Source organism: Methylobacterium variabile, from assembly GCF_001043975.1.
Taxonomy (GTDB): domain Bacteria; phylum Pseudomonadota; class Alphaproteobacteria; order Rhizobiales; family Beijerinckiaceae; genus Methylobacterium; species Methylobacterium variabile.
Genome location: NZ_LABY01000021.1, coordinates 16887 through 41631 on the forward strand (window position 1 = coordinate 16887; position 24745 = coordinate 41631).

The window sequence follows — 24745 nt, forward strand, 5'->3', positions numbered from 1 at the left end:
GCGCGGCGCATCCTGCCTGTTCTCTGCAGATCTTTTGTAAGCTCTCACCCCTTTCCCGGATCTCCTTCCGCTGACGCTCCACTCCTCCGGGAAAGGGCGTGGTGCCTCGGCGAGCCTCACCGGCCCTGCCCGAAATCCGGGCCGCGCCCGCGCCCGGCCCCCCCTGGCACCCGCCGCACGATGGCCCACATTCGCTCTAGCGTGGGACCGGACCCGCGAATCGCCGCGGGTCCCGCCTCCCGTTGCCTCCCCGGGCCGCCCGCCCGGCGCCCCGACATCTCGCCCCCGATCCCCGCGACGCCTCGCGGAGCGATGCCCAGGAGAACCTGCCGATGGTCGCGACCGTCCCCGACGACGAGCAACTGCCGCAGTACCACATCGAGGCCCAGACCTCGCTGGTGGAGCGCCAGCTGCGCTCGCTCAAGCACGGCGACGCCTTCGCGGTGCTCGACAGCTACGGCGACATCGGCGTCTTCCCGGGGCCCGAGGGACTGTACTTCCAGGATACCCGCTTCCTGTCGCGCCTGGAGCTGACCGTCGAGGGCCAGCGGCCGATGCTGCTCGGCTCGGTGGTGCAGGACGACAACGGCGCCCTCTCGGTCGACCTGACGACGCCGGACATCCGGCTCGACGCCGGCGACGAGACCAGCATCCCGCGCGAGATCATCGCGCTGGAGCGGACCAAGTTTCTCTTCCGCGGCACCTGCTACGACCGCATCGGCTTGCGCAACTACGACACCAAGCCCCGCCACCTGCGCGTCTCCCTGAGCTTCGACGCGGATTTCCGCGACCTGTTCGAGGTGCGCGGCAGCGACCGGCCCCAGCGGGGCAAGCGCAGCGTCGAGGTGACGGGCGACGACGAGGTGACGTTCCGGTACGACGGGCTCGACGGGCGCCGCCGCACCACCCGCCTGCGCTTCGGGCCCAGGCCGGCGCGGATCGAGGCGCACCGGGCCGAGTTCCAAGTCCGGCTCAGCCCCGGCGGGCGGGCCTCGATCTTCGTGCGGGCGATCTGCGACACGGTCGATCGCAGCCGGGACGGCGAGGCGGTGGCGGCGGTGGGCAGCGCCCTGCCGTTCACGGCCGCAGCCTATCCGAGCCCGCGGCGGGAGGAGGGCCACCCGAAGGGCGAGGGCATGACCTTCGCGCTGGCTTACCGCGACGCGCGCCGCGACCTGCGTCAGGCCACCGCCAACATCACCACGATCGAGAGCTCGAACGACCAGTTCAACGAGGCCGCCTGCCGCGCGACGGCGGACCTCTACATGCTGCTCAGCCGCACGCCGCAGGGCGTGTACCCTTATGCGGGCATCCCCTGGTACAGCACGGTGTTCGGCCGCGACGGCATCATCACCGCGATGATGACGCTGTGGATCGACCCGGAGATCGCCAAGGGCGTGCTGCGCCACCTCGCGGCGACGCAGGCGACCAAGATCGACCCGGCCGCCGACGCGCAGCCCGGCAAGATCCTGCACGAGACCCGCAACGGCGAGATGGCGATCCTCGGCGAGGTGCCGTTCCGCCTCTACTACGGCACCATCGACGCCACGCCGCTGTTCGTGATGCTGGCCGGGCAGTACTACGAGCAGACCGGCGACGCCGCGACGATCACGGCGATCTGGCCCAACATCCTGGCGGCCCTCGACTGGATCGACCGCTACGGCGACCGGGACGGCGACGGCTTCGTGGAATATGCCCGCGAGACCGAGAAGGGCCTGGCCAACCAGGGCTGGAAGGACAGCCACGACTCGATCTTCCACGCCGACGGCCGGATGGCGCAGGGGCCGATCGCGCTGTGCGAGGTGCAGGGCTACGTCTACGCCGCCAAGAAGGGCGCCGCGAAGCTCGCCGCGCTGCTCGGCGACGAGGCGCTCTCGGACCGCCTGAAGGACGAGGCGGACCGGCTGCGCAAGGCCTTCGACGAGGCGTTCTTCCTGCCTGAGATCGGCACCTACGCCATCGCGCTCGACGGCGAGAAGCGCCCCTGCGCCGTGCGCTCCTCGAATGCCGGCCACGCGCTGTTCACCGGCATCGCCTATCCCGAGCGGGCCGAGAGCGTCGCCGCGGTGCTGATGTCGAAGGACGGCTTCAACGGCTGGGGCGTGCGCACCATCGCCAGCGGCGAGGCGCGCTACAACCCGATGTCGTACCACAACGGCTCGATCTGGCCGCACGACAACGCGCTGGTCGCGCTCGGCCTCGCGCGCTACGGCCTGAAGGCCGAGGCGGCGCGCGTGTTCGAGGGCCAGCACGGCGCCTCGCTCTACCAGGAGGGGCGGCGCCTGCCGGAGCTGTTCTGCGGTTTCATCCAGCGCAAGCAGCGCGGGCCGACGAACTACCCCGTCGCGTGCAGCCCGCAGGCCTGGGCGGCGGCTGCGCCCTTCGCGTTCCTGGCCGCCTGCCTCGGGCTCGAGCTGCGCCACGACCGCAACCGGATCCGCTTCCGCGACCCGATCCTGCCGGCCTTCCTCGACGACGTGCTGATCCGCAACTTGAAGCTCGGCGACAGCCACGTCGACCTGCTGATCCATCGCCACGGCAGCGACGTCACGGTGAACGTGGTGCGCCGGACCGGCGACGCGCAGGTGGTCCTGCTGAAGTAGACAAGCGACGGGCCGGGACATGCCCGGCCCTTCGATGCTCCCCGCGCGGGTTTTTCAAGGAGAAGCCCGCGCCCGGAGCGCTCCGTGATCCGCCCCGCGCCTGACAACGCGGACGCGGCGCCGTGCGCTCAGCGCGGCGCCAGGATCATGATCATCTGGCGGCCTTCGAGCTGCGGCTCGCTCTCCACCTTGGCGACCTCCTGCGTCTCGGCCTTCACGCGCTCGAGCAGGCGCAGGCCGAGGTCCTGGTGCGCCATCTCGCGGCCGCGGAAGCGGAGCGTCACCTTGACCTTGTCGCCTTCCTCGAAGAACCGCTGCACGGCCTTCATCTTGACGTCGTAGTCGTGCTTGTCGATGCCGGGCCGGAGCTTGATCTCCTTGACCTCGACGGTCTTCTGCCGCTTGCGCGCCTCGGCCTGCTTCTTCTGCTCGTTGAAGCGGAAGCGGCCGTAGTCGAGAAGCTTGCAGACCGGAGGCGCGGAGTTCGGCGCGATCTCGACGAGGTCGAGGCCTGCTTCCTCGGCGAGCTGCAGCGCCTCGAAGAAGCCCATGACCCCGCGGTTCTGGCCGCTCTCGTCGATGAGCTGGACCTCGCGGACGCCGCGGATGTCCCGGTTGGCGCGCGGCCCGTCCTTCTGCGGGGCCGGCATGGCTCTCATAGGTCTGCGAATGGCTGTAATCTCCTCAGTCACGTCGTCCGGCGGCGGTCCGCGGACCGGATCCCCTTCCGGGCCAGTCCCGAACCACCGCGCGGGCATACTCGGGTGTACGATATCACCTTGGCGAGATCGCCCGGTTTGTCAACTCGCGGATGCCGAACTTGGTTGCCGAAGAGCGAAGCATCCCCGAAGTCTTGGAGCCCCGGTCGCACCGGGACGTCCGCACGCACCTGACGCCTCCCTCAGGGTCCCTCCCCTGTCGCGGGCGGACAGAGCAGCTCGGCGTAGATCGCCAGGGTGTCGGCCAGCATCAGCTCGAGGGAGAAGCGCTCCTCGACGTGGCGGCGGGCGCGGCGCACCAGGGCGTCGCGGGCGCTGGCGCCGAGCTGGAGCGCCTCGGCGATCGCCCCCGCCAGGGCGTCGGGGTCCCCGGCCGGGACGCGCCAGCCGGTGCGCTCGGCCGCCGGCACCTCCGGCGGCGCCAGCACCGTCTCGGGCACGGCGCCGAGATCCGACACGACGACCGGCGTGCCGACGGCCTGGGCCTCGACCGCGGCGCGGCCGAAGGCCTCGGGCTCGGTCGAGGGCACCGCCACCACCGAGGCGGCCCGATAGGCGGCCGGCATGTCGGCGCAGTGGCCGACCCGGCGCACCTGCCCGGCGAGGCCGTGGGCGGCGATCATCGCGTCGAGCTCCCGCACGTAGCCCGTTCGCCCCTGGGAATCGCCGGCGAGCACCACCGTGAAGTCGCCGAGCCCCTGGGCCCGCAGGGCCGCCGCCGCCTCGATCAGGACGCGGTGGCCCTTCCAGGCGGTGAGCCTGGCGGCGAGGAGCACCACCCGCTCGTGCGGGGCGACGCCCCAGGCCCGGCGCAGGGCCTCGACCCGCTGCGGCGCCACCTGGGCCGGCGCGAAGGCGGCGAGGTCGGTGCCCCGGTGGATCACCCGCACCCGGTCGCCGGCCGCCTGCGGGTGCAGGCGGCGGATGGCGTCGGCGGTGAAGTGCGAGTTGGCGATCACCACGTCGCCGCGGGCCATCACCGAGTTGTAGAGGAGCTTGGCCGGCGAGCGGCCGGAATAGCTGCCGTGGTAGGTGGTGACGAAGGGCAGGCGCAGCCGCCGCGCCGCCCCCAGGGCGACCCAGGCCGGGGCGCGGGAGCGGGCGTGGATCAGGTCGACCCGCTCGGCCCGGCAGATGCGGGCCAGCCGCCCGACATTGAGGGCCATGACGAAGGGATTCTTGCTGCGGGCCGGGAACGGCACCCAGGCGCCGCCCTTGGCCTGCAACTCGCCGACGAGGCGCCCGCCCTCGGTGGCGACCAGGGCGCGGGCGCCGACCGCCGCGAGGGCCGCGGCGACGTCGACCGCGGTCCGCTCGGCGCCGCCGGCATCCAGCTCCGGGATGATCTGCAGCACCGTGCGGCCCGCCAGCGGGTGGCTCGCGGCCGGGAACGGCGGGGCCTGGCTCGACGGCATGGAACTCCGGGTCAGAACTCTGATCACAGCTCTCGCGGCAAGACGGTGCCCGCTCCGTGCAGGAATCGGCGACGGGCCGGCGATGCCGGCCGGGTTTTCGCGTGCCCGGCGGCGCCCGATATAGAAGCCGCCGGGTCAAGGTCCGCACCGGGACGATAGCGAAAGGTCGCGCGACCCCGTTGCAGATCGGTAAACCTTGGGCGCCGGCCGCCCGCGACCAGTGCGGACGTTGGAATAACGGGGATAACACCATGGACGAGACGGCACGCCGACCCGCCACGATGCTGACAGTGGGAGGGCGCCGCCTCGCCACCCTGGTGCGCCCCGGCGCGGGGCCGCCGGTGGTCTGGCTCGGCGGCTTCCGGTCGGACATGCGCGCCACCAAGGCCGAGGCTCTCGACGCCTGGGCGGCGGCGCGGGGCCGGGCCTTCGTGCGCTTCGACTACGCGGGCCACGGCGAATCCGAAGGGATCTTCGCCGATTGCACGATCTCGGACTGGCTCGCCGATGCCGAGGCCGTGGTCGCCGCCCTGGCGCCGGAGCGCCCGGTGCTGGTCGGCTCGTCGATGGGCGGCTGGATCGCGCTGCTCGCGGCGCGCCGGCTGCGCCCGGCCGGCCTGGTGCTGATCGCACCGGCGACGGACTTCACCGAAGCGCTGATGTGGGAGCAGTTCCCGGAGGAAATCCGCGCGCAGGTGATGCGCGACGGAGTGTGGCGACGCGAGTCGCAGTACTCGCCCGAGCCGACGCCGGTGACCCGCGCGCTGATCGAGGACGGGCGCCGCCACCTGATCCTGGCTCAGCCCATTGATCCGGGCTGCCCGGTGCACATCCTCCAGGGAATGGCCGACCCGGACGTGCCCTGGCGGCACGCCCTGCGGCTGGTGGAGCGGCTGCCGGAGGCGGGAGTGGTCCTGACCCTGATCAAGGAGGGCGACCACCGCCTCTCCGGCCCGACCGACCTCGACCGCTTGGTCGCGGCGGTCGAGGGAATCGCACCCCCGGACGCGTAAGGTGCCGCGGGCGCTCAGTGCACGCTGAGCGCCTGCAGGTCGTGCGCCCAGGCGTTCGCGAAGGCCGCGTCCCGGCTGTCGGTGAGCAGGATCGGGGCGCCGCTGGCCGAGAGCAGGGCGAACAGGTCGAGGCCGGGGGTGAGGTCGGGCGCCTGCGGGAAGAGGCGCTTGACCTCCTCCGAGCGCATGGCCCGGACGTAGGCGACGTGGCCCTCGCCGAGGGCGGCGAGGGCGCTGGGGTCCATGGCGGTGGCATCCATGGTCAGGGTGGTGTCGGACATGATGCGCCCTCCTCTCAAAGGCAGCAGGACGGGTGATCGGCCGGGCCCCGCAGCGGCCCGCCGACCGGTTGAAAGGGATATGGGGATGCTCAGCCCGCGTCGCGCGAGCCGATGTCGATCCGTCGCACGATGCGCTCCGGCTCGGGCCGGGCGAGGTCGATGGAGAGCAGGCCGTTAGACAGGTCCGCCCCCAGCACCTCCATGCCGTCGGCCAGCAGGAAGGCGCGCTGGAACTGCCGGGCCGCGATGCCCCGGTGCAGGAAGGTCCGGCTCTTGTCGTCGGCCTGGCGGCCGCGGACGATGAGCTGGCTCTCCTCCAGGGTCACGTCGAGCTGGTCGCGGGTGAAGCCCGCCACCGCGAGGGTGATCCGCAGCCGCTCCGGCTCCCGCTCGGTGCGAGGCAGGCGCTCGATGTTGTAGGGCGGGTAGCCGTCGTTGGCGGCCTTGGCGACGCGGTCGAGCGCCTGCTCGATCTCGTCGAAGCCCAGCAGGAACGGATGCCCGAACGGCGAGGGACGCGTCATGGTCTCGGCGAAGCCCTGTTGCGGAGGCACTTCGTAGGCTGTCCGGGCCCGCATCCGCAGCGCCCGTCGGGACCGACCGCAACTCCGCCGGCCCGCTTCCGGATATGAGGGGCGCGGGCCGGCCCATCAAGGGGAGTCCGGGCGCTCCGGAGCGGGCACGGTCAGCGCTGCATCGCCCCGGTGAGCCGCTGGCTGATGCGCTCGCGCAAGGAGCCGGGCAGTTCCAGGTCGACGACGCGCCAGGTCCAGCCCCGCAGGCGCAGGCGCAGGCGGAAGCGGTTCTCGAGCGGCCGGTCCGGCGGGTAGCTCACCACCATGCCGCGGAAGCCCCGCGGCTCGGCCGAGCGGAACAGGGCGAGGAGCTGCCCGACGGTCGAGGCGTGGAAGCCGAGGCCGTTCCTGCCCCTCGGGGTGTCGGACCCCTGCGAGGTGTCGGGCGTCCCGGAGGCCGCCTCGCCGGCGCCGCCATCGCGCGTCAGGCCGGCGCGCACCGGCCAGCCGTCGTCGAGGAGATCGATCAGGGTCTCGGGCGTGACGAGGGACTCGACCAGCGGCTCGGCCAGGGCCCCGCTCGCCTCGGTCAGGATGGTGCGCTCCCGGGCCGACAGGTCGCGGCGGGCCGCGATGGCGTCGACCGCCGCCGCGAGGGCCTGCTTGGTCAGCGACAGGCGCAGGGTGCGGAAGTTCACCCGCTGGGCCACCGCCGCCGTGTCGTGGGCCTGCACGGCGCGCGACAGCTGGTAGAGCGCGACGTAGGGCGAGATCCCGTAGGCGACCCACAGGAGCAGGACCGCCAGGCCCGTGAGCCACCAGCGCATCATGCCCGAGGCCCGCGGGCGGGGCGTCCGGGACCGGTCACGCCGGGCGCGCGAGGTGGGCGAAGGCGGCGATCACCTGCTCGTAGACCGGGCGCTTGAACGGGATGACCAGCTCGGCGAGGTTGGCCAGCGGCTCCCAGCGCCAGCCGTCGAACTCCGCCTTGTGGGCGCCGCCGCCCGGGCGCAGGATGTCGATCTCGCGCTCGTCGCCCTCGAAGGCGAAGGCGAACCACTTCTGGGTCTGGCCGCGATAGCGCCCCTTCCAGGGCTTGCCCGCCGCGAAGGTGGGGAGGTCGTAGGAGTACCAGCCCGGCGCCTCGGCGAGGAGGCGCACCGAGCCCGCGGCGACGTTCGTCTCCTCGTAGAGCTCGCGCAGGGCGGCCTGGAGCGGGGCCTCGCCCTCGTCGATGCCGCCCTGGGGCATCTGCCAGGCATGGGCGCCGAGGTCGGCCGACTCGTGCCGGCGATGCCCGGCGAAGACCAGGCCGTCCCGGTTGAACAGGGCGATGCCGACGCAGGGCCGGTAGGGAAGGTCCGCCAGCGCGGTCTCGGAGGGGCGGTGAAGCGATGCCATGGGGCGACCTTAGAGCAATTTCCCGCTGTATGGACCGAGCACCGGGGGAAAATGCGGCGGGAGCGAAGCGGGCCGGGTGCGCCGGCCCTCATGAGCCCGCTCTCTCATGGGGCGGCGCGCAGGGCCCGGCTCGCCGGGACGAGCAGGATGCCGCGGGATTCCAGGTCCCGCGACCAGCGGGCGATGCGGTCGATGGAGAGCGGCAGGGCGGTCGCCGAGCCCAGCGCGAAGCCCGACTTGCGCGCCGCCTCCTCCAGCCGGGCGAGCTCGCGGTCGATGGCGTCGGGGCGCGGCACCGCGTCGACCACGATCTCCGCCCGGGCCACCGGCGCCTTGACCTTGCGGCCGACCTCGCGGGCGAGCGAGCGGGGCGAGCTGCCGTCGTCGAGGAAGCCGAGGCCGCGGGCCCCGATCTCGCGCAGCACCGGCTCGAGGGCGGCCGCCTCGCCGGTGAGGCGCGCGCCCATGAAGTTCATCACCCCGACGGCGCCCGGCACCCGGCCGAGCACGAAGGCGAGGCGGTCGAGGTTCTCGGCGGGCTTCGCGCCGGCCAGCAGGGTCTGGGGGCCGGGATCGTTGTCGGGATAGTCGAACGGCTCCATCGGCGCCTGCACCATCACCTCGTGACCGGCCTCGCGGGCGCGGGCGGCGCTGCGGGAGACGTCGGCGCCGTAGGGCGCGAAGGCGAGCGTGACGGCGGCGGGCAGGCGCTGCACCGCCTCCTGGGTCGCCGCCTGGCCGATGCCGAGGCCGGACACGACCAGGGCGATGCGCCCGGCCACAGCTCCGCCGCGCTCCAGGCCCGCGGCCTCGGGCCGGGCGTAGACGTCGAGAGGCCGGCTGCCGTCCGGCCCGATCCTGGGAAGGACGCCGTAGCGGCCGCGCTCGCTCAGCCGCGGGTCGGGGGCGGGAGCGAGCTGGACCGGCCCGCTGCCGGGCACCCGGATCACCACCGAATCCGGCGCCGCGGTGCCGTCGGGCCGGCTCACCGCCACGCCGGAGGCGCGCTCGACCTCGCCGGCGCTGCGGCTCGCCGGGTCGGGGCGGGCCGGGACGGCCGGCTCCGGCGGGCCTGAGCTCGGCGCACGGACTTCGATGACCGCGACGGCGTGAGGCTCGCCCGCCAGCGGGTCGTCGTGGAGGGCGAGGAAGGCCACGAGGGCCGCGGCCCCGGCGCCGAGGGAGGCACCGAGGAGCACCCCGGGGCGCAGGGCGGCGCGCCAGCGCGCGGCACGGGCAGTCGCCTCGTCCCGCAGCCCGAGGGGACGGGTCAGGATGGTGTCGGACGCGAGCGGCACAGGCGTGAGGTCCCGCGACCGTGTCGCTGCGAAGAAGCGGAAGGCCCGCAGCGCCGGTCTTTCAACCGGTATTGCGGGCCTTCGTGGTAAACGCGGCGTTAAAGCGCGGCGGACTGCGCGCGCCGGCGCGAGCCGGTCAGTCCGGGTCCTCGACCTAGTTGGGCACGTTCGACTTGGCGGTGTTGGCGGCACCCTTCTGCACGCCGTGCAGGAAGTCGACGGCGGCGGTCAGCTGCTTGTCCTTCGCCGGGTCCGGCGGGACGTAGGCCGACGAGCCGCCGCGCTCCTCGGTGTCCTTCTGCTTGAGGTGGCCCTTCAGGCCGGCCTCGCCCTTGGTCTCGTCCTTGCCCTTCAGCTCGTCGGGCACGTCCTGCAGCACCTCCTGGTCTGGCTCGATGCCCTTGGCCTGGATCGAGCGGCCGGACGGGGTGTAGTAGCGCGCGGTGGTGAGCCGCAGGGCGCCGTTGCCGCCGAGCGGGATGATCGACTGCACCGAGCCCTTGCCGAAGGAGCGGGTGCCGAGCACCGTCGCCCGCTTGTGGTCCTGCAGGGCGCCGGCGACGATCTCGGAGGCCGAGGCCGAGCCGCCATTGACCAGCACCACGATCGGCTTTCCCTTGGTCAGGTCGCCGGACTTGGCCGAGAAGCGCTGCGTCTCGTCCGGGTTGCGGCCGCGGGTAGAGACGATCTCGCCCCGGTCGAGGAAGGCGTCGGAGACCATCACGGCCTGGTCGAGCAGGCCGCCCGGGTTGTTGCGCAGGTCGATGATGAAGCCCTTGAGCTTGTCGCCGGGCAGATCGTTCGAGATCTTGTCGACCGCGGCCTTCAGGCCGTCGAAGGTCTGCTCGTTGAACTGGGTCAGGCGGATGTAGCCGATGTCGCCGCCCTCGGTCCGCGAGCGCACCGGCTTGATCCGGATCAGGTCGCGGTTGAGCGTGACCTCGAGAGGCTCCTTGGCCTCCTTGCGGGTGATCTTCAGCTTCACCGGCGAATTGACCGGGCCGCGCATCTTGTCGACGGCCTGGTTGAGGGTCAGGCCCTGGACCTGGTCGTTGTCGATCTGGGTGATGATGTCGTTGGCGAGCAGGCCGGCGCGGGCGGCGGGCGTGTCGTCGATCGGGGTGACGACCTTGATGAGGCCGTCCTCCATCGTGACCTCGATGCCCAGGCCGCCGAACTCGCCCTTGGTCTGGACCTGCATGTCACGGAAGCTCTTGGCGTCCATGTAGCTCGAATGCGGGTCGAGGGAGGTCAGCATGCCGTTGACGGCCGCCTCGATGAGCTTGGCCTCGTCGGGCTTCTCGACGTAGTCGGTGCGGATCTTCTCGAAGACGTCGCCGAACAGGCTGAGCTGACGGTAGGTCTCGGCCGAGGCAGCGACGGCGCTCGTGCTCGAGAGCAGGTGGGTCTGGGTCGCCACCGTGGCCGTCCCGGCGCCCAGGACGGCTCCGAACAGGACGAGGGAAACTTTGCGCATTATCCGCGAACCTTCTCGCTTGACCCTTTGGCCCACCAAGGATCCGGGTCGATGGAGCCACCGTCTTTTCGAAACTCGACGTACAGGACGGGATCGTTCCGCCCGCCGGCTCCTGCCGAAGGTGCGGAGCCCGTGTCTCCCATCACGGCGACCGGCTCCCCCGCGAGCACGAACTGACCCACCTCGACGTTGATCTGGTCCATGCCCGCCAGGAGCAGATAGTAGCCGTCGCCCGCGTTGATGATCAAGAGACGTCCGTAGGAGCGGAACGCCCCTGCGTAGGCCACCCAGCCGTCGGCCGGAGAGGAGACGACGCCGCGCGGCCGCGTCATGAGCGATATGCCGCGGCTGGTGCCGCCGGCGCCATCCGTGCTGCCGAAGCCGCGCACCACCTCGCCGCTCACCGGCCGCGGCACCAGGCCGCGCACCTGGGCGAAGGGCACCTTGGGCGCGAGGCGGGCGGGGTCGCGCAGGGCGGCCGCCGCGAAGCGCTCGCGGGTCTCGCGGCTCTCGGCCTCCGCCGCCTCCCTGGCCGCCCCGGCGGCGCGGCGGGCCGCCGCGACGTCGCCATCGAGGCGATCGACCAGGTCCTTGAGGCTGCGGGCCTGGCCGGCGAGGCCGGCGGCGCGCTCACGCTCGGCGGAGAGCCCGGTCTCGGCCTCCCCGAGCCGGGACTGGCGGGCCACGATGAGGGCGGTGAGGCGCTGGCGCTCCACGGCCCAGCCCTTGACGTCGCCGCGCAGGGTCTCCTGGTCGGCGGCGATGAGGCCGCGCAGGCGCACGAGCTCGGCAAGGTCGCCTGCCAGGGTCTGGGCCTCGCCCTGCAGCTCGGGGACCACGGCGCCGAGCAGCATCGAGGTCCGGATCGCCGCCAGCACGTCCTCGGGCCGCACCAGCACCGCCGGCGGCGGGCGCCGGCCCATGCGCTGGAGGGCCGCCAGCACCTCGGCGATGACGCCGCGGCGGGCCTCAAGGGAGCGGCGCAGGGCGGTCTCGCTGCCCGCCATGGTCTGGAGCCTGGCCTCGAGCTCGGAGATGCGGGTCTCGGCCTCCTGCGCCTTGCGGGCGGCGTCGATCAGGGCCTGGTTGAGGCGGGTGGCGTCGCCCTTGATCTCGGCCACCTCGCGCTCGAGCTTCGCCCGGGCCTCGGTGCTCGCCTGGAGAGCGCTCTCGATCGCCCGCAGGCTCTCGGCCCGCTGGTCCTTCTCGGCCTGGGCCTTCGCCACCGGATCGGGGGCGCCGGCCTCCTGAGCGCGGGCCTCCTGGGCACGGGCCGGGACGGCGCAGGCGAGGGCAGCGGCGGACAGGAGGGCGGGGAGGAGCGCTCGGGTCACGGGGCGCCGCGGTGATAGGGGTGGCCGGAGAGGATCGTCATGGCCCGGTAGAGCTGCTCCAGGGCCAGGACGCGGACGAGCCCGTGCGGCAGGGTGGCGGCCCCGAACGCGAAGATCAGGTCCGCCCGCGCCCGCACCGTAGGGTCGAGGCCGTCGGCGCCGCCAATCACGATGGCGAGACCGGGCCGGCCGCCGTCGCGCCAGGCCCCGACCTGGGCGGCGAGGTCCGGGCTCGTCACCGCGCGACCGCCCTCGTCGAGCACCAGGGCGGCGGCGCCCGCGGGGATCGCCGACAGGATCGCCGCGGCCTCCTCGGCGCAGCGGTCTGGCGCCCGCCGAGCCCGGCTCTCCGGGATCTCGGTCAGCTGCACGGCGGAGAAGCCGAGGCCTCGCCCGAGGGCGTCGGCGCGGCCGCGATACTCCTCGGCGAGGTCGCGCTCGGGGCCGCGCTTCAGGCGCCCCACCGCGACGAGGGCGAGTCGCATGGCGGCGTGTCCGTCCTTGCGCTTCGTCCTGGGGCGTCAGCCGGCGAGGCGATCGGCCGGCCGGTCGGCGCCCCAGATCTTCTCGAGGTTGTAGAAGTGGCGCACCTCGGGCCGGAAGATGTGGACCAGGAGGTCACCGGCATCGATCAGCACCCAGTCGCAAGCCGGCAGGCCCTCGACCCGGGGATTGCCGAAGCCGCGGGTCTTCAGCTCCTGGATCACCTTGTCAGCGATCGAGCCGACGTGGCGCTGCGAGCGGCCGGAGGTGATGATCATGGCGTCGGCGATCGAGGTCTTGCCGACGAGGTCGATCTCGACGGTCTCCTCGGCCTTCATGTCCTCGAGGCAGGCGAGGGCAACCGACCTCATGTCCGCCGCCTCGGGCGCCTGCGCCTCGGGCTGCGCGGGAAGCTCGCCGTCGTGAGCTTCGTGAGAGATTGCTTCGTTCAGTGCCGACCCCTGTCGATGAGGCACCCGCTGGCGCCACGAGACGATGCTGCCTGTGGCGCGCTCAGCGGCGCCGATGCCGTTCTCAAGGACAGTGGCGTGCCGGTGCGGGATTTTCAAGCTGGACCCGTGCAAATCCCGGGCACGCGCCCGGTCGCCCGGGCCGCAGAGCAGCGCTGGGACTCGCCGTCCGGAGGGCTTGCGGGCGGTGAGCCCGCGCGGAGCGACGAGGACGGCCGGCCAGTCTCCGGCGCACCGGGTCGGGTGCTCCGGATGGTCCGGTCGCCCCGTGCGGACCACGCGAGACGCCAGGCAAGGGCACCGCCACTGCCTCCAGGTCACGGCTTCATGATAGGCTTCCTCACAGGGAGGAGGAATCATGCCCGACGACGCCCCAAGCAGATCGCCGCACTCGCTGGAATATTTCGGGGAGGATCGGGATTATTTCTGGAACGATGACTACCTCGACCTGCTCGCGGCGCGGCTGAATTTCGCGCAGGTGCGGTCGGTCCTCGACGTCGGATGCGGCATCGGCCATTGGACGCGCCTCGTGGCGAAGCGCCTCGCCGACGGCGTCTCGGTGACGGGCATCGACCGCGAGACGGCCCACATCACCGAGTTTCGACGGGCGATGGCGCCGCTCGCCGCACGGGGCATCACGGTCGCGGGCATCCGGGCGAACGCCTACGCCCTCCCCGTCCCCACCGGCACCGCCGACCTCGTGACGTGTCAGACGCTGCTGCTTCACCTGCAGGACCCGTCCAGGGCGCTCGCCGAGATGGTGCGCGCGGCGCGTCCGGGCGGCCTCGTCCTCTGCGTCGAGCCGAACAACCTCGTCGCCCGGCTGCCCGTCACCTGCCTGATGCATGGCATGGAGGATGACGCGGTGGTCCGGCTCGCCGAATTCGCGTTTCGCCACACCATCGGGCGGACCCGCCGGGGCCTGGGCGACGAATGCATCGGCGAGCGCCTGCCCGGCCTGTTCGCCGCCGCCGGCCTCGGCGAGATCCGGGTGTGGCTCTGCGACAAGGCCGCGGCCCTGTTCCCGCCCTACGACTCCCGCGAGCAGGCAGCCGCCTTCGGCGCGTCGTCGCGCTGGCGAAGGGAAGGTACGGGGCCCTTCGACATGGACGAGATGCGCAGGAACGTCCTTGCGGGAGGTGGCGACGCGGACTTCTTCGCGCGGGCGTGGTCGGACCATCTGCGGCTCGACGACATGACCGCGGCGGCGGCCGAGAACGGGACGTGGCACACGGCCGGCGGAGCCCTGCTCTACGTCGTCGCCGGCCGGAAGCCGGGATGACCGCCGGGCGCCCTCACGACTGGACCCCTGCCGGCGCCGCCTGGACCGCCCGCAGGGCCGTCGAGGACAGGCTGGAGCGCGGCCCGTGCAGGAAGACCCAGGCCGGCGGCGCCCGGTCGGCCAGGGTGGCGGCGGCGGCCTCGTCGATGCGGTCGCGCGCGAGCGCCCGGGCGGCGGGCGAGGCCATCGCCCGCAGGGTGTAGCCCGGCCGGTCGATCACCGCGAAGGGCATCCGGGCGGCGATCTCGCGCCAGCCGCGCCAGCGGTGGAACGTCGCCAGGCTGTCCGCCCCCATGATCCAGACGAAGCGGACGTCCGGGTGCCGGTCGGTCAGCCAGGTCAGGGTCTCGCGGGTGTAGCGGACGCCGAGGGCGGCCTCGAAGTCGGTGACGGCGATGCGCGGATCCGCGGCGACCGCCCGGGCGCCCTCGGCGCGGCGCACCGCCTCCGGCAGGTGGCTGCGGTCCTTGAGCGGGTTCCCCGGGCTCACCAGCCACCAAACCCGATCGAGGGCCAGGCGCCGCAGGGCCAGCCGGCTGACATGCCGGTGGCCGGCATGGGCCGGGTTGAACGAGCCGCCGTAGAGGCCGACGCGCAGGCCAGGCGCGAGGGGCGGAAGGCGCACGATCACGGGCGCACCGTTCCTGGTTCCTGCCGCCGCTCGCTCAGGCGATCACGGCCGGACCTGCCCGGTGCCGCGGACCCGGTACTTGAAGGTGGTGAGCTGCTCGACGCCGACCGGGCCGCGGGCATGCATCCGCCCGGTGGCGATGCCGATCTCGGCCCCGAAGCCGAACTCGCCGCCGTCGGCGAACTGGGTCGAGGCGTTGTGGACGACGATCGCCGAATCGACCTCGCCGAGGAAACGCTCCGCCGCCGTCGCGTCCTCGGTCAGGATCGAATCGGTGTGGTGCGAGCCGTAACCCTCGATGTGGTCGATGGCGGCGTCGAGGCCGTCCACCACCCGCACGGCGATGACCGCGTCGAGGTACTCGGTGCGCCAATCCTCCTCGGTCGCGGCCGTCACCCGCGGGTCGACCGCCCGCACCGCCTCGTCGCCGCGCACGGCGCAGCCGGCGTCGAGCAGGTCGGTCACCAGCGGGGCGAGGTGGGTGCCGGCGCAGGCGCGGTCGACCAGCAGGGTCTCGGCGGCGCCGCAGATGCCGGTGCGGCGCAGCTTGCTGTTGCGCACCACGGCGCGGGCCATGGCGAGGTCGGCGGCTGCGTGGACGAAGACGTGGCAGATCCCCTCGAGATGGGCGAAGACCGGCACCCGGGCCTCGTCCTGCACCCGGGCCACCAGGCCCTTGCCGCCGCGGGGCACGATGACGTCGATGGCGCCGTCGAGGCCGGTCAGCATGGCGCCGACGGCCGCGCGGTCCCTGGTCGGCACGAGCTGGATCGCGTCCGCGGGCAGGCCGTGGCGGGTCAGCCCCTCGCTCATCGCGGTCGCGATCGCGGTGGCGCTGCGATGGCTCTCCGAGCCCGCGCGCAGGATCGCGGCGTTGCCGGCCTTGAGGCAGAGCGCGCCGGCATCCGCCGTGACGTTGGGGCGGCTCTCGAAGATGACGCCGACGACGCCGAGCGGCGTCGCCACCCGCTCGATCCGCAGGCCGTTCGGCCGCTCGTAGGTCGCGAGCGTGCGCCCGACGGGATCGGGCAGGCCGGCGATGCTCTCGACGGCCGCGGCGATCGCCTCCACCCGGGCAGGGCTCAGCGCCAGGCGGTCGAGCGTGGCGGCGGGCAGGCCCTTGGCGCGGGCCTCGGCGAGGTCCTCGGCGTTGGCCGCGAGGATGGCCGGGCCGGCGGCGCGCAGGGAGGCGGCGGCCTCGCGCAGGGCCGCATCCTTGGCCGGGCCTGGGACCAGCGCCATCCGACGGGCGGCGGCGCGGGCCTGCCTGCCGATCTCGCGCATCAGCGCGTCGACGTCCTCTTGGCGGGGCTCCTGGCGGGGCTTCAGGCTCAGCACGGACACGGTCGTCACATCCCGGCCGCCGCGATGCGGCGGCTCATCGTCTTGGGGGGCACCCTCATCGCACGCCGTGCCGGAGAGCGGCAAGCGGCGTCAGGTGTCCATCTTGAGGGCGGCGATGAACGCCTCCTGCGGGATCTCGACCTTGCCGAACTGGCGCATGCGCTTCTTGCCCTCCTTCTGCTTGTCGAGGAGCTTGCGCTTGCGGGAGATGTCGCCGCCGTAGCACTTGGCGGTGACGTCCTTCGACAGGGCCCGGATGGTCTCGCGGGCGATGATCTTGCCGCCGATCGCCGCCTGGACCGGGATCTGGAACAGGTGACGCGGGATCAGGTCCTTCAGCTTCTCGCACATCGCCCGGCCGCGGCTCTCGGCGCGGGTGCGGTGGACCAGCATGGACAGCGCGTCGACCGGCTCGGCATTCACCAGGATCGACATCTTCACCAGATCACCCTCGCGGTAATCCGAGATGTGGTAGTCGAACGAGGCGTATCCCTTCGAGATCGACTTCAGACGGTCGTAGAAGTCGAACACCACCTCGTTGAGCGGCAGGTCGTAGACGACCATGGCGCGCTTGCCGACGTAGTTCAGGTCGATCTGCGTGCCGCGCCGGTCCTGGCACAGCTTCAGGACGCCGCCGAGATACTCGTCCGGCGTGAGGATGGTGGCGCGGATCCACGGCTCCTCGATCGAGGCGATCTTCATCACGTCGGGCATGTCGGCCGGGTTGTGCAGCTCCCGCTGCTCCCCGTCCTGCATGTTGAGGTGGTAGACGACGCTCGGCGCGGTCGAGATCAGGTCGAGGTTGAACTCACGCTCGAGCCGCTCCTGGATGATCTCGAGGTGGAGGAGCCCGAGGAAGCCGCAGCGGAAGCCGAAGCCGAGCGCGGCGGAGGTCTCCATCTCGTAAGAGAACGAGGCGTCGTTGAGCCGGAGCTTGCCCATCGCGCCGCGCAGGTTCTCGAAGTCTGCGGCATCGACTGGGAAGAGGCCGCAGAACACCACCGGCTGCACCGGCTTGAAGCCCGGCATCGCCTCCTTGGTCTGGCGCTTGTCCTCGGTGATGGTGTCGCCGACGCGGGTGTCGGCGACCTCCTTGATCGAGCCGGTGAAGAAGCCGACCTCGCCGGGGCCGAGCTCGGCGACGTCCTGCATCTTGGGCCGGAACACGCCGAGGCGCTCGACGCCGTAAGCGGCGTCCGCACCCATCATCCGGATCGTCATGCCCTTCTTGAGCACGCCGTCGACGATGCGCACCAGCACGACAACGCCGAGATAGACGTCGTACCAGGAATCGACCAGCAGCGCCTTGAGCGGCGCGGCACGGTCGCCCTTCGGTGGCGGCAGGCGGGTGACGATCGCCTCCAGCACCGCCTCGATGTTGAGGCCGGTCTTGGCCGAGATCGGCACCGCGTCCTTGGCGTCGATACCGATCACCTCCTCGATCTGCTCCTTGATCCGCTCGGGCTCGGCTGCCGGCAGGTCGATCTTGTTGAGGACCGGGACGATCTCGTGGTTGGCGTCCAGCGCCTGGTAGACGTTCGCGAGCGTCTGCGCCTCGACCCCTTGCGAGGCGTCGACGACGAGGAGCGAGCCCTCGCAGGCGGCGAGCGATCTGGACACCTCGTACGCGAAGTCGACGTGGCCGGGCGTGTCCATCAGGTTGAGGACGTAGTCGCGCCCGTCCTGCGCCTTGTACTCGAGGCGCACGGTCTGCGCCTTGATGGTGATGCCGCGCTCGCGCTCGATGTCCATCGAGTCGAGCATCTGCTCGCTCATGTCGCGCGCCGCCACCGTCCCGGTGATCTGGATCAGCCGGTCGGCCAGGGTCGACTTGCCGTGGTCGATATGGGCGACGATCGAGAAGTTGCGGATGTTGTCGATGGGGGACGCGGTCATCGTGGGGCTGTCTCCGGCGCGCAGGCGCGGCGATGCGCGTGGCGCACGGCGGTGAAGGAAAGAGTCGACGGGAGATAGCAGCGGCACCCCGCCGCGCCAAGACGGCGGCCGGACGCACGCGAGTCCCGGGTGGAGTCGTCGCCCGAAGGCGTGCCCGGCCGCGACCTGCCGTCGACGGCCGAAGCGAGATCAGGCGCCAATCACTTGCTTTACACGAGGTGCCACCCTCGGCGTCATCCCGGGCCCGCGCAGCGGAACCCGGGATCCATAACCGCGGATGCATCAGGACGAGGCGGAACGCAGGTCGTCTTATCCGGCACCGTCAGCGGTTCTGGATCCCGGGCTCTCGCCTTCGGCGAGCCACGGGATGACGATGAGGATTCGAATTCTGTCAGCCGATCGCCGATGAATTCGCGGGATCGCCTCACGCCCCCAACCGGTCCGCCACGTCCTCCGCGAGCGACAGGCTCGAGGTCAGCCCCGGGCTCTCGATGCCGAACAGGTGGACGAGGCCCGGCAGCCCGTGCTCGGCCGGGCCGTCGATGAGGAAGTCGGCGGCCCCTTCCCCAGGTCCGGACAGCTTCGGGCGGATGCCGGCATAGTCGGGCACCAGCGCCCCTTCGGGCAGGCCGGGCCAGTAGCGCCGGATCGCGGCGTAGAACAGGGCGCCGCGGCCGGGATCGACCTCGTAGTCGGGCGCGTCGATCCACTCGACGTCGGGGCCGAAGCGCATCCGCCCGGCGAGGTCGAGGGTGAGGTGGATCCCCAAGCCCCCCTCGACCGGCGCCGGATAGATCAGGCGCGAGAAGGCCGGACGGCCGGTGCAGCCGAAATAGTTGCCCTTGGCGAGCACCAGGCGCGGCACCCGCGCCTGCGGGTAGCCCTCGGTCACCCGGGCGAGGCCTTGCGCGCCGAAGCTCGCCGCGTTGACGACGGCGTCCACCGTCAGCTCGTCCGCGGCCTCGCCGCCGAAGCGGGCGACCCAGCCCGCGGGGGAGCGGGTCAGGCGCTCGATCGGGGTGTTGAAGGCGAGCGCCCCGCCCGCATCCTCGATGTCGCCCTGGAGCGCCAGCATCAGGGCGTGGCTGTCGACGATGCCGGTCTCGGTCGAGAGGAGGGCCGCGTGGCAGGCCAGGTTCGGCTCGAGGCGTCGCGCCTCCGTCCCGTCGAGGAAGGACAGGCCTTCGACGCCGTTCTCGAGCCCCTGCGCGTGGATCGCCGCGATCTTGGCGCCCTCCGGCTCGGTCGCCGCGACGATCAGCTTGCCGATCCGGGCGTGCGGCACGCCGTGGCTGTCGCAGAAGGCGTAGAGCCGGCGCCGCCCCTCGACACAGTGGCGCGCCCGAGCCGAGCCGGTCGGATAGTACATCCCGGCGTGGATCACCTCGGAATTGCGCGAGGACACGCCGGTCCCGATGCCACCCTCCGCCTCGGCGACGATCACCTCGTGGCCGCGCAGGGCCAGCTCCCGACCGATCGCGAGGCCGACCACGCCGGCACCGACGACGAGCACCATCATCGGCCGCTCCTCCCTCTGGTTTCTTCGTTCGTGCTTGTACAACGAAAAGGGCCCCTCTCCGGGGAGAGGGGCCCTCTGGTGACCGCGCCGTTCGTTAGGCCGCGATCGACATGGTCGGCTCGGCGGCCCGCACGTCGGCGTCGACATGGGCCTCGAAGCGCTTGAAGTTGTTCTGGAACATCTCGACCAGGCTCTTGGCCGTCTCGGCGAAGGCCGCCTTGTCCTGCCAGGTCTTGACCGGGTACAGGATGTGCGGCTCGACGCCCGGCACCGAGGTCGGGACCGCGAAGCCGAAATATGGGTCGCGGCGGAAATCCGCCTTGGCCAGCGAGCCGTCGAGGGCCGCGGTCAGGAGCCGGCGGGTGACGCGGATCGGCATGCGCCGCCCGGTGCCGACGCCGCCGCCGGTCCAGCCGGTGTTGACCAGCCAGCAATCGACGTGGTGGCGGGCGATCAGGTCGCGCAGCAGGTTGCCGTAGACCGACGGGTGACGCGGCATGAACGGCGCGCCGAAGCAGGTCGAGAAGGTCGCCTCCGGGCCCTTCAGCCCCTTCTCGGTGCCGGCCACCTTGGCGGTGTAGCCCGAGAGGAAGTGGTACATCGCCTCGGCGCCGGTCAGCTTGGCGATCGGGGGCAGCACCCCGAAGGCGTCGCAGGTCAGCATCACGATGTTCTTCGGGTGCCCGGCCTGGCCGGTGGCGCTCGAGTTGCTGATGAAGGGCAGCGGGTAGGCGCAGCGGGTGTTCTCGGTGCGCGAGGCGTCGTCGAAATCCGGCTGGCGGGTGACCGGGTCGATGACGACGTTCTCCATCACGGTGCCGAAGCGCTCGGTGGTGGAGTAGATCTCGGGCTCGGCCTCCCGCGACAGGCGGATGGTCTTGGCGTAGCAGCCGCCCTCGAAGTTGAAGATGCCCTTCGGGCTCCAGCCGTGCTCGTCGTCGCCCAGCAGCGTGCGGTTCGGGTCGGAGGACAGCGTGGTCTTGCCGGTGCCCGACAGGCCGAAGAACAGGGCGGAGTCACCGGCGTGCCCGACATTGGCCGAGCAGTGCATCGGCATCACGCCCGCCTTGGGCAGCACGTAGTTCAGGTAGGTGAAGACCGACTTCTTCATCTCGCCGGCGTAGGACGTGCCGCCGATCAGCACGATCTTGCGCGAGAAGTCGCAGGCGATGACGGTCTCGCTGCGGCAGCCGTGGCGGGCCGGATCGGCGCGGAAGCTCGGCAGGTCGATGATGGTGAGGTCCGGCTCGTAGGTCGCGAGAGCCTCGCGCTCGGGGCGGATCAGCAGGTTGCGGATGAACAGCGAGTGCCAGGCGTACTCGGTGAAGACCCGGGCGCGGACCCGGTGGCCGACCTCGGCGCCGCCGTAGAGGTCCTGGGCGAACAGCTCCTTGCCCTCGGCATGGGCCAGGAAGTCCGCGAACAGGGTCTCGAACTGCTCGCGGCTGATCGCGCCGTTGTTCTCCCACCAGACCTCGTTCTCGGTGTCCGCGTCGCGGACCACGAACTTGTCCTTGGGCGAGCGGCCGGTGTGGATGCCGGTCTCGGCCACCAGGGCGCCGCCGGCGGCGAGCTGGGCTTCGCCGCGCTGCAGCGCGTGCTCGTAGAGGCTCGGGGCCTCCAGATTCCAGTTGACGCGCTTGAGGTTGCGGAAGCCGATCTTGTCGGCGCCGAACGCCTCGTTGAATACGCCGATGTCGTTCACGCCTGCTCCTCCTGGCACCGACCTTGGGGAAGCCGGGCAGGTGCCGGTCCGGATCGGGCCGATTGACTTGCTCACGTCCGGTGCGGCGACCGCGCCCTGTTCTAGCAGGTCGAGCGCCCCCGCGCCGAGGCCGATCATGGCGGCCTCGCCGGGGTGCTTTAGTAGGTGGCGAAACTTCGCGGTTCAATCGAATTCGCTTATGGGGGCAGTGACAAGCCCAACTTTGTGTCAGGAGCCGGGGACGGCTCGGGCCTGCGCCGCCATCGTCACCAGGGTGGGGCGCAAGGCGGCGGGATTCGCCAGCCGCTCCGGGAACGCGACCCGGGCGGTGCGCTCGCCGGCCACGAGGTCGAGCCCCTCGGGGTCGAACCCGGTGAGGCGCCACGGCCCGGGCTCCTCCCCGGCGAGCCGGGTGGCGTAGAGCGCCACGGCGTCGGCGTGATCCTCGTTCATGTGGGCGACGGCGCCGGGCTCGGACTCGGCCAGGGCCTCGAGCCCGGCGAGGTCGGTGAGGAGCTCGGGCGCGGTCAGGGTGGCGGCCCTGGCGAAGCCGCCGTTGAGGTGCCCGGCCCGGACCTGGAGGCGGAAGAACGCGAAGTCCGGGAAATCGGCGTAGAGCGCGGCCTTCGGGTGGCGGGCGAGGAAGCGGGCCCGCACCCGCGGCTCGGCGCTGCGCGAGGCCTCGCCCGTCACGGTCAGGCGCGGATGGGCGAGCGGATCGCCCTTGCCGCCCTGGCTCAGGAGCAGGGAGCAGCGCGGGTCGGCCTCGAGGTTGAGGGTGTGGGCCGAGAGCCGCGACAGCAGCAGCAGCGGCGTCCCGTCATGGTCCGTCGCCACCGTGACCAGGGAGGCGAAGGGCGCGCCCCCGTCGCGCTCCAGGGTCGCGAGGGCGCCCGCGCGGGTCTTGCGCAGGAGCGCCTTGGCGAGGCCGACGGCGTCGAACGGCGCCTCGGCGGCCGGCAGCGGCGCGGCCCGCTTCCTGTCTGCGTCGGCCATGCCCGGTCACCTCCCTCAGCCGCGGCCGCCGGGCCGCCTCGCCGGCACCCTGGCGCCGGGACAAAAGCCCGTCCAGGCCGCGCGGTGCCGCGGGCGGGGCCATCGGAATCCGCCGCCGCCTGTGGCCCCCTCGCCACGGGTGCTCGCTTTTTCGCCGGGATGGCCTTAAGGGAGTCAGAATCGTGGCGTCGCGGCCACTGTCCAGCCTTTCTTGGGACCGGCCGCGACACCCAAGATCTGCCGGGCCCGGAACCGGTTCCAGTCGGGTGACGTTCAGCAGGGCCGGTGTGTCCTGCGGGCGACGCCCGCGCCCCAGGGAATGCCCATGCCGACCATCGCCCTCGTCGATGACGACCGCAACATCCTCACCTCGGTCTCGATCGCCCTGGAGACCGAGGGCTACCGGATCCAGACATACACCGATGGCGCCTCCGCCCTCGACGGCCTGAAGCATTCGCCGCCCGATCTCGCGATCTTCGACATCAAGATGCCGCGCATGGACGGCATGGAGCTGCTGCGCCGCCTGCGCCAGAAGTCCGACCTGCCGGTGATCTTCCTCACCTCGAAGGACGAGGAGATCGACGAGCTGTTCGGCCTCAAGATGGGAGCGGACGACTTCATCCGGAAGCCGTTCTCGCAGCGCCTGCTGGTGGAGCGGGTCAAGGCGGTGCTGCGCCGCTTCGCCGCCAAGGAGGCGGGGCCGGGCGCCTCGGCCCGGGAGGCGGAGGCCGCCGCGGCGCGCTCCCTCGAGCGCGGCCAGCTGATGATGGACCCGGAGCGCCACACCTGCACCTGGAAGGGCGAGCCGGTGACGCTGACCGTGACCGAGTTCCTGATCCTGCAGGCGCTGGCCCAGCGCCCGGGCGTCGTGAAGAGCCGCAACGCCCTGATGGACGCGGCCTACGACGACCAGGTCTACGTCGACGACCGCACCATCGACAGTCACATCAAGCGCCTGCGCAAGAAGTTCAAGGTGACCGACAACAGCTTCGACATGATCGAGACGCTGTATGGCGTCGGCTACCGCTTCAAGGAAATGTAAGAGATCGCCGGCGTGAGCGAGGGTTCGGCCCTGAGTACCGTGCGCCGCCTGCTCGGCGGCTCGGCCCTGAAACCGTCGAGCGAGATCGATCCGGACGCGGAGGCGGCGCGCGAGCCGTTCGGCCCGCGCACGGTGCGGCGCTGGATCGCCCAGCGCTTCGCCTCCAGCCTGACCCGGCGGATCGTGGTGCTCAACCTCGCCGGGCTGATCGCGCTCCTCCTCGGCTTCCTCTACCTCAACCAGTTCCGCCAGGGCCTGATCGAGGCCCGGGTGCAGAGCCTGCTGACGCAGGGCGACATCATCGCCGGGGCGATCGCCGCCTCGGCCACTGTCGACACCGACGCCATCACCATCGACCCCGACCGCCTGCTCCAGCTCCAGGCCGGCGAGGGCGGGGCGTTCAGCGACGAGGCCCCGTCGGGCCTCGAATTCTCCCTCAACCCGGAGCGGGTGGCCCCGCTCCTGCGCCGCCTGATCACGCCGACCGGCACCCGCGCCCGGGTCTACGACCGCGACGGCACGATGCTGATCGATTCGCGCGGCCTCTACATCCGGGGCGATCTCAGCCGCGATCCGCCGCCGGCGCGCAAGGAGCGCCCGAGCCTGGTCGAGCAGGCCTGGAACGCCGCGCGGGCCTACCTGCCGGGGATCGGCCGCAACCCGGCGGCCGACGAGCCGGGCCCGGCGGACGGCCGCACCCTGCCGGAGGTGCAGCGGGCGCTCGCCGGCGCCCGCGGCACGCTGGTGCGCCGCAGCAGCCCGGGCGAGACCATCGTGTCGGTGGCGGTGCCGATCCAGCGCGGCCGCACGGTCCGGGGTGCCCTGCTGCTGTCGACGCAGGAAGGCGACATCGACAAGATCATCGCGGCGGAGCGCTTCTCCCTGCTGCAGGTGTTCATCATCGCGGCGCTCGTGATGGTGGTGCTGTCGATGCTGGTGGCCGGCCAGATCGTCGGCCCGGTCGGGCGCCTGGCGGAGGCCGCCGAGCGGGTGCGCACCGGCATCAAGTCGCGCCAGGAGATCCCCGACTTCACGCGGCGCACCGACGAGATCGGCCACCTCTCTGGGGCGCTGCGGGACATGACCCAGGCCCTGTACCGGCGCCTCGACGCGATCGAGAACTTCGCGGCGGACGTCTCGCACGAGCTGAAGAACCCGCTCACCTCCCTGCGCAGCGCCGTCGAGACCCTGCCGCTCGCCAAGACCGACGAGTCCCGCGGCCGGCTGATGCAGGTCATCCAGCACGACGTGAAGCGCCTCGACCGGCTGATCAGCGACATCGCCGACGCCTCGCGCCTCGACGCCGAGCTCGCCCGGGCCG

Annotated in this window: 22 protein-coding genes; 5 read left to right on the forward strand and 17 right to left on the reverse strand. The window is 72.1% G+C overall.

The window, feature by feature from the left end; translation table 11 throughout:
- Positions 1-332: 332 nt before the first annotated feature.
- Entirely contained in the window at positions 333-2603 is a 2271-nt protein-coding gene (locus tag VQ02_RS03500) for an amylo-alpha-1,6-glucosidase (protein ID WP_083469020.1), read from the forward strand.
- 128 nt (positions 2604-2731) lie between these two features.
- Here VQ02_RS03500 and infC read toward each other — a convergent pair whose 3' ends face one another.
- Both infC and VQ02_RS03510 read right to left on the reverse strand, forming a co-directional pair.
- Complete coding sequence (infC, locus tag VQ02_RS03505; protein ID WP_048442774.1) at positions 2732-3253, reverse strand: translation initiation factor IF-3; 522 nt, start codon at positions 3251-3253, stop codon at positions 2732-2734.
- Positions 3254-3504: 251 nt separating this feature from the next.
- The gene (locus tag VQ02_RS03510) at positions 3505-4737 is read right to left on the reverse strand and encodes a glycosyltransferase family 4 protein (protein WP_048442775.1); all 1233 of its coding nucleotides are present in this window, start codon (positions 4735-4737) and stop codon (positions 3505-3507) included.
- A gap of 251 nt (positions 4738-4988) precedes the next feature.
- Here VQ02_RS03510 and VQ02_RS03515 point away from each other — a divergent pair, with 251 nt between their 5' ends.
- A complete protein-coding gene (locus VQ02_RS03515) occupies positions 4989-5750 on the forward strand; it encodes an alpha/beta hydrolase (RefSeq protein ID WP_048442776.1) in 762 nt (253 codons plus the stop codon).
- A gap of 14 nt (positions 5751-5764) precedes the next feature.
- Here VQ02_RS03515 and VQ02_RS03520 read toward each other — a convergent pair whose 3' ends face one another.
- From VQ02_RS03520 to rsfS, 9 genes are all read right to left on the reverse strand, one after another.
- Positions 5765-6031 carry a BQ00720 family protein gene (locus VQ02_RS03520; RefSeq protein ID WP_048442777.1) on the reverse strand — a complete coding sequence of 89 codons (267 nt, stop codon included), beginning with the start codon at positions 6029-6031 and terminating at the stop codon, positions 5765-5767.
- An 89-nt stretch (positions 6032-6120) separates the two neighbouring features.
- Complete coding sequence (locus tag VQ02_RS03525) at positions 6121-6555, reverse strand: Hsp20 family protein (RefSeq protein WP_048442789.1); 435 nt, start codon at positions 6553-6555, stop codon at positions 6121-6123.
- Between the two features lie 161 nt (positions 6556-6716).
- Entirely contained in the window at positions 6717-7376 is a 660-nt protein-coding gene (locus tag VQ02_RS03530) for a DUF2939 domain-containing protein (protein ID WP_245239615.1), read from the reverse strand.
- Between the two features lie 34 nt (positions 7377-7410).
- Positions 7411-7947, reverse strand: coding sequence for an RNA pyrophosphohydrolase (locus tag VQ02_RS03535; RefSeq protein WP_048442778.1), 537 nt, complete (start codon positions 7945-7947; stop codon positions 7411-7413).
- A 104-nt stretch (positions 7948-8051) separates the two neighbouring features.
- Positions 8052-9245 carry a divergent polysaccharide deacetylase family protein gene (locus tag VQ02_RS03540; protein WP_048442779.1) on the reverse strand — a complete coding sequence of 398 codons (1194 nt, stop codon included), beginning with the start codon at positions 9243-9245 and terminating at the stop codon, positions 8052-8054.
- A 154-nt stretch (positions 9246-9399) separates the two neighbouring features.
- Entirely contained in the window at positions 9400-10722 is a 1323-nt protein-coding gene (locus tag VQ02_RS03545) for a S41 family peptidase (RefSeq protein WP_048442780.1), read from the reverse strand.
- The gene (locus tag VQ02_RS03550; RefSeq protein ID WP_083469022.1) at positions 10722-12056 is read right to left on the reverse strand and encodes a murein hydrolase activator EnvC family protein; all 1335 of its coding nucleotides are present in this window, start codon (positions 12054-12056) and stop codon (positions 10722-10724) included. The genes VQ02_RS03545 and VQ02_RS03550 overlap by 1 nt, the downstream gene beginning before the upstream one ends.
- Entirely contained in the window at positions 12053-12541 is a 489-nt protein-coding gene (rlmH, locus tag VQ02_RS03555) for a 23S rRNA (pseudouridine(1915)-N(3))-methyltransferase RlmH (RefSeq protein WP_048442781.1), read from the reverse strand. The genes VQ02_RS03550 and rlmH overlap by 4 nt, the downstream gene beginning before the upstream one ends.
- A gap of 36 nt (positions 12542-12577) precedes the next feature.
- A complete protein-coding gene (gene rsfS, locus VQ02_RS03560; protein WP_083469023.1) occupies positions 12578-12910 on the reverse strand; it encodes a ribosome silencing factor in 333 nt (110 codons plus the stop codon).
- 457 nt (positions 12911-13367) lie between these two features.
- Here rsfS and VQ02_RS03565 point away from each other — a divergent pair, with 457 nt between their 5' ends.
- Positions 13368-14291 carry a class I SAM-dependent methyltransferase gene (locus tag VQ02_RS03565; protein ID WP_053080195.1) on the forward strand — a complete coding sequence of 308 codons (924 nt, stop codon included), beginning with the start codon at positions 13368-13370 and terminating at the stop codon, positions 14289-14291.
- 13 nt (positions 14292-14304) lie between these two features.
- Here the strand turns inward: VQ02_RS03565 and VQ02_RS03570 are convergent, their stop codons facing one another.
- The 6 genes from VQ02_RS03570 to VQ02_RS03595 form a co-directional block, all read right to left on the reverse strand.
- On the reverse strand, positions 14305-14922 hold the full coding sequence (locus VQ02_RS03570) for a nicotinate-nucleotide adenylyltransferase (protein ID WP_048442782.1): 618 nt from the start codon (positions 14920-14922) through the stop codon (positions 14305-14307).
- Positions 14923-14964: 42 nt separating this feature from the next.
- The gene (locus VQ02_RS03575; protein ID WP_048442794.1) at positions 14965-16266 is read right to left on the reverse strand and encodes a glutamate-5-semialdehyde dehydrogenase; all 1302 of its coding nucleotides are present in this window, start codon (positions 16264-16266) and stop codon (positions 14965-14967) included.
- A 90-nt stretch (positions 16267-16356) separates the two neighbouring features.
- Positions 16357-18162 carry a translation elongation factor 4 gene (gene lepA / locus VQ02_RS03580; protein WP_048442783.1) on the reverse strand — a complete coding sequence of 602 codons (1806 nt, stop codon included), beginning with the start codon at positions 18160-18162 and terminating at the stop codon, positions 16357-16359.
- Positions 18163-18586: 424 nt separating this feature from the next.
- Positions 18587-19681, reverse strand: a complete 1095-nt coding sequence (locus tag VQ02_RS03585) for an NAD(P)/FAD-dependent oxidoreductase (RefSeq protein WP_048442784.1) — start codon at positions 19679-19681, stop codon at positions 18587-18589.
- A 94-nt stretch (positions 19682-19775) separates the two neighbouring features.
- Positions 19776-21386 carry a phosphoenolpyruvate carboxykinase gene (locus tag VQ02_RS03590; RefSeq protein WP_048442785.1) on the reverse strand — a complete coding sequence of 537 codons (1611 nt, stop codon included), beginning with the start codon at positions 21384-21386 and terminating at the stop codon, positions 19776-19778.
- 228 nt (positions 21387-21614) lie between these two features.
- Complete coding sequence (locus VQ02_RS03595; protein ID WP_048442786.1) at positions 21615-22382, reverse strand: HugZ family pyridoxamine 5'-phosphate oxidase; 768 nt, start codon at positions 22380-22382, stop codon at positions 21615-21617.
- A 325-nt stretch (positions 22383-22707) separates the two neighbouring features.
- Between VQ02_RS03595 and VQ02_RS03600 the strand changes: the two genes are divergently transcribed.
- Together VQ02_RS03600 and VQ02_RS03605 are read left to right on the forward strand one after the other, a co-directional pair.
- Entirely contained in the window at positions 22708-23424 is a 717-nt protein-coding gene (locus VQ02_RS03600; RefSeq protein ID WP_048430384.1) for a response regulator transcription factor, read from the forward strand.
- Between the two features lie 132 nt (positions 23425-23556).
- Positions 23557-24745, forward strand: a 1189-nt coding sequence (locus VQ02_RS03605; protein ID WP_245239616.1) for a stimulus-sensing domain-containing protein, incomplete at its 3' end; no start/stop codon positions are given.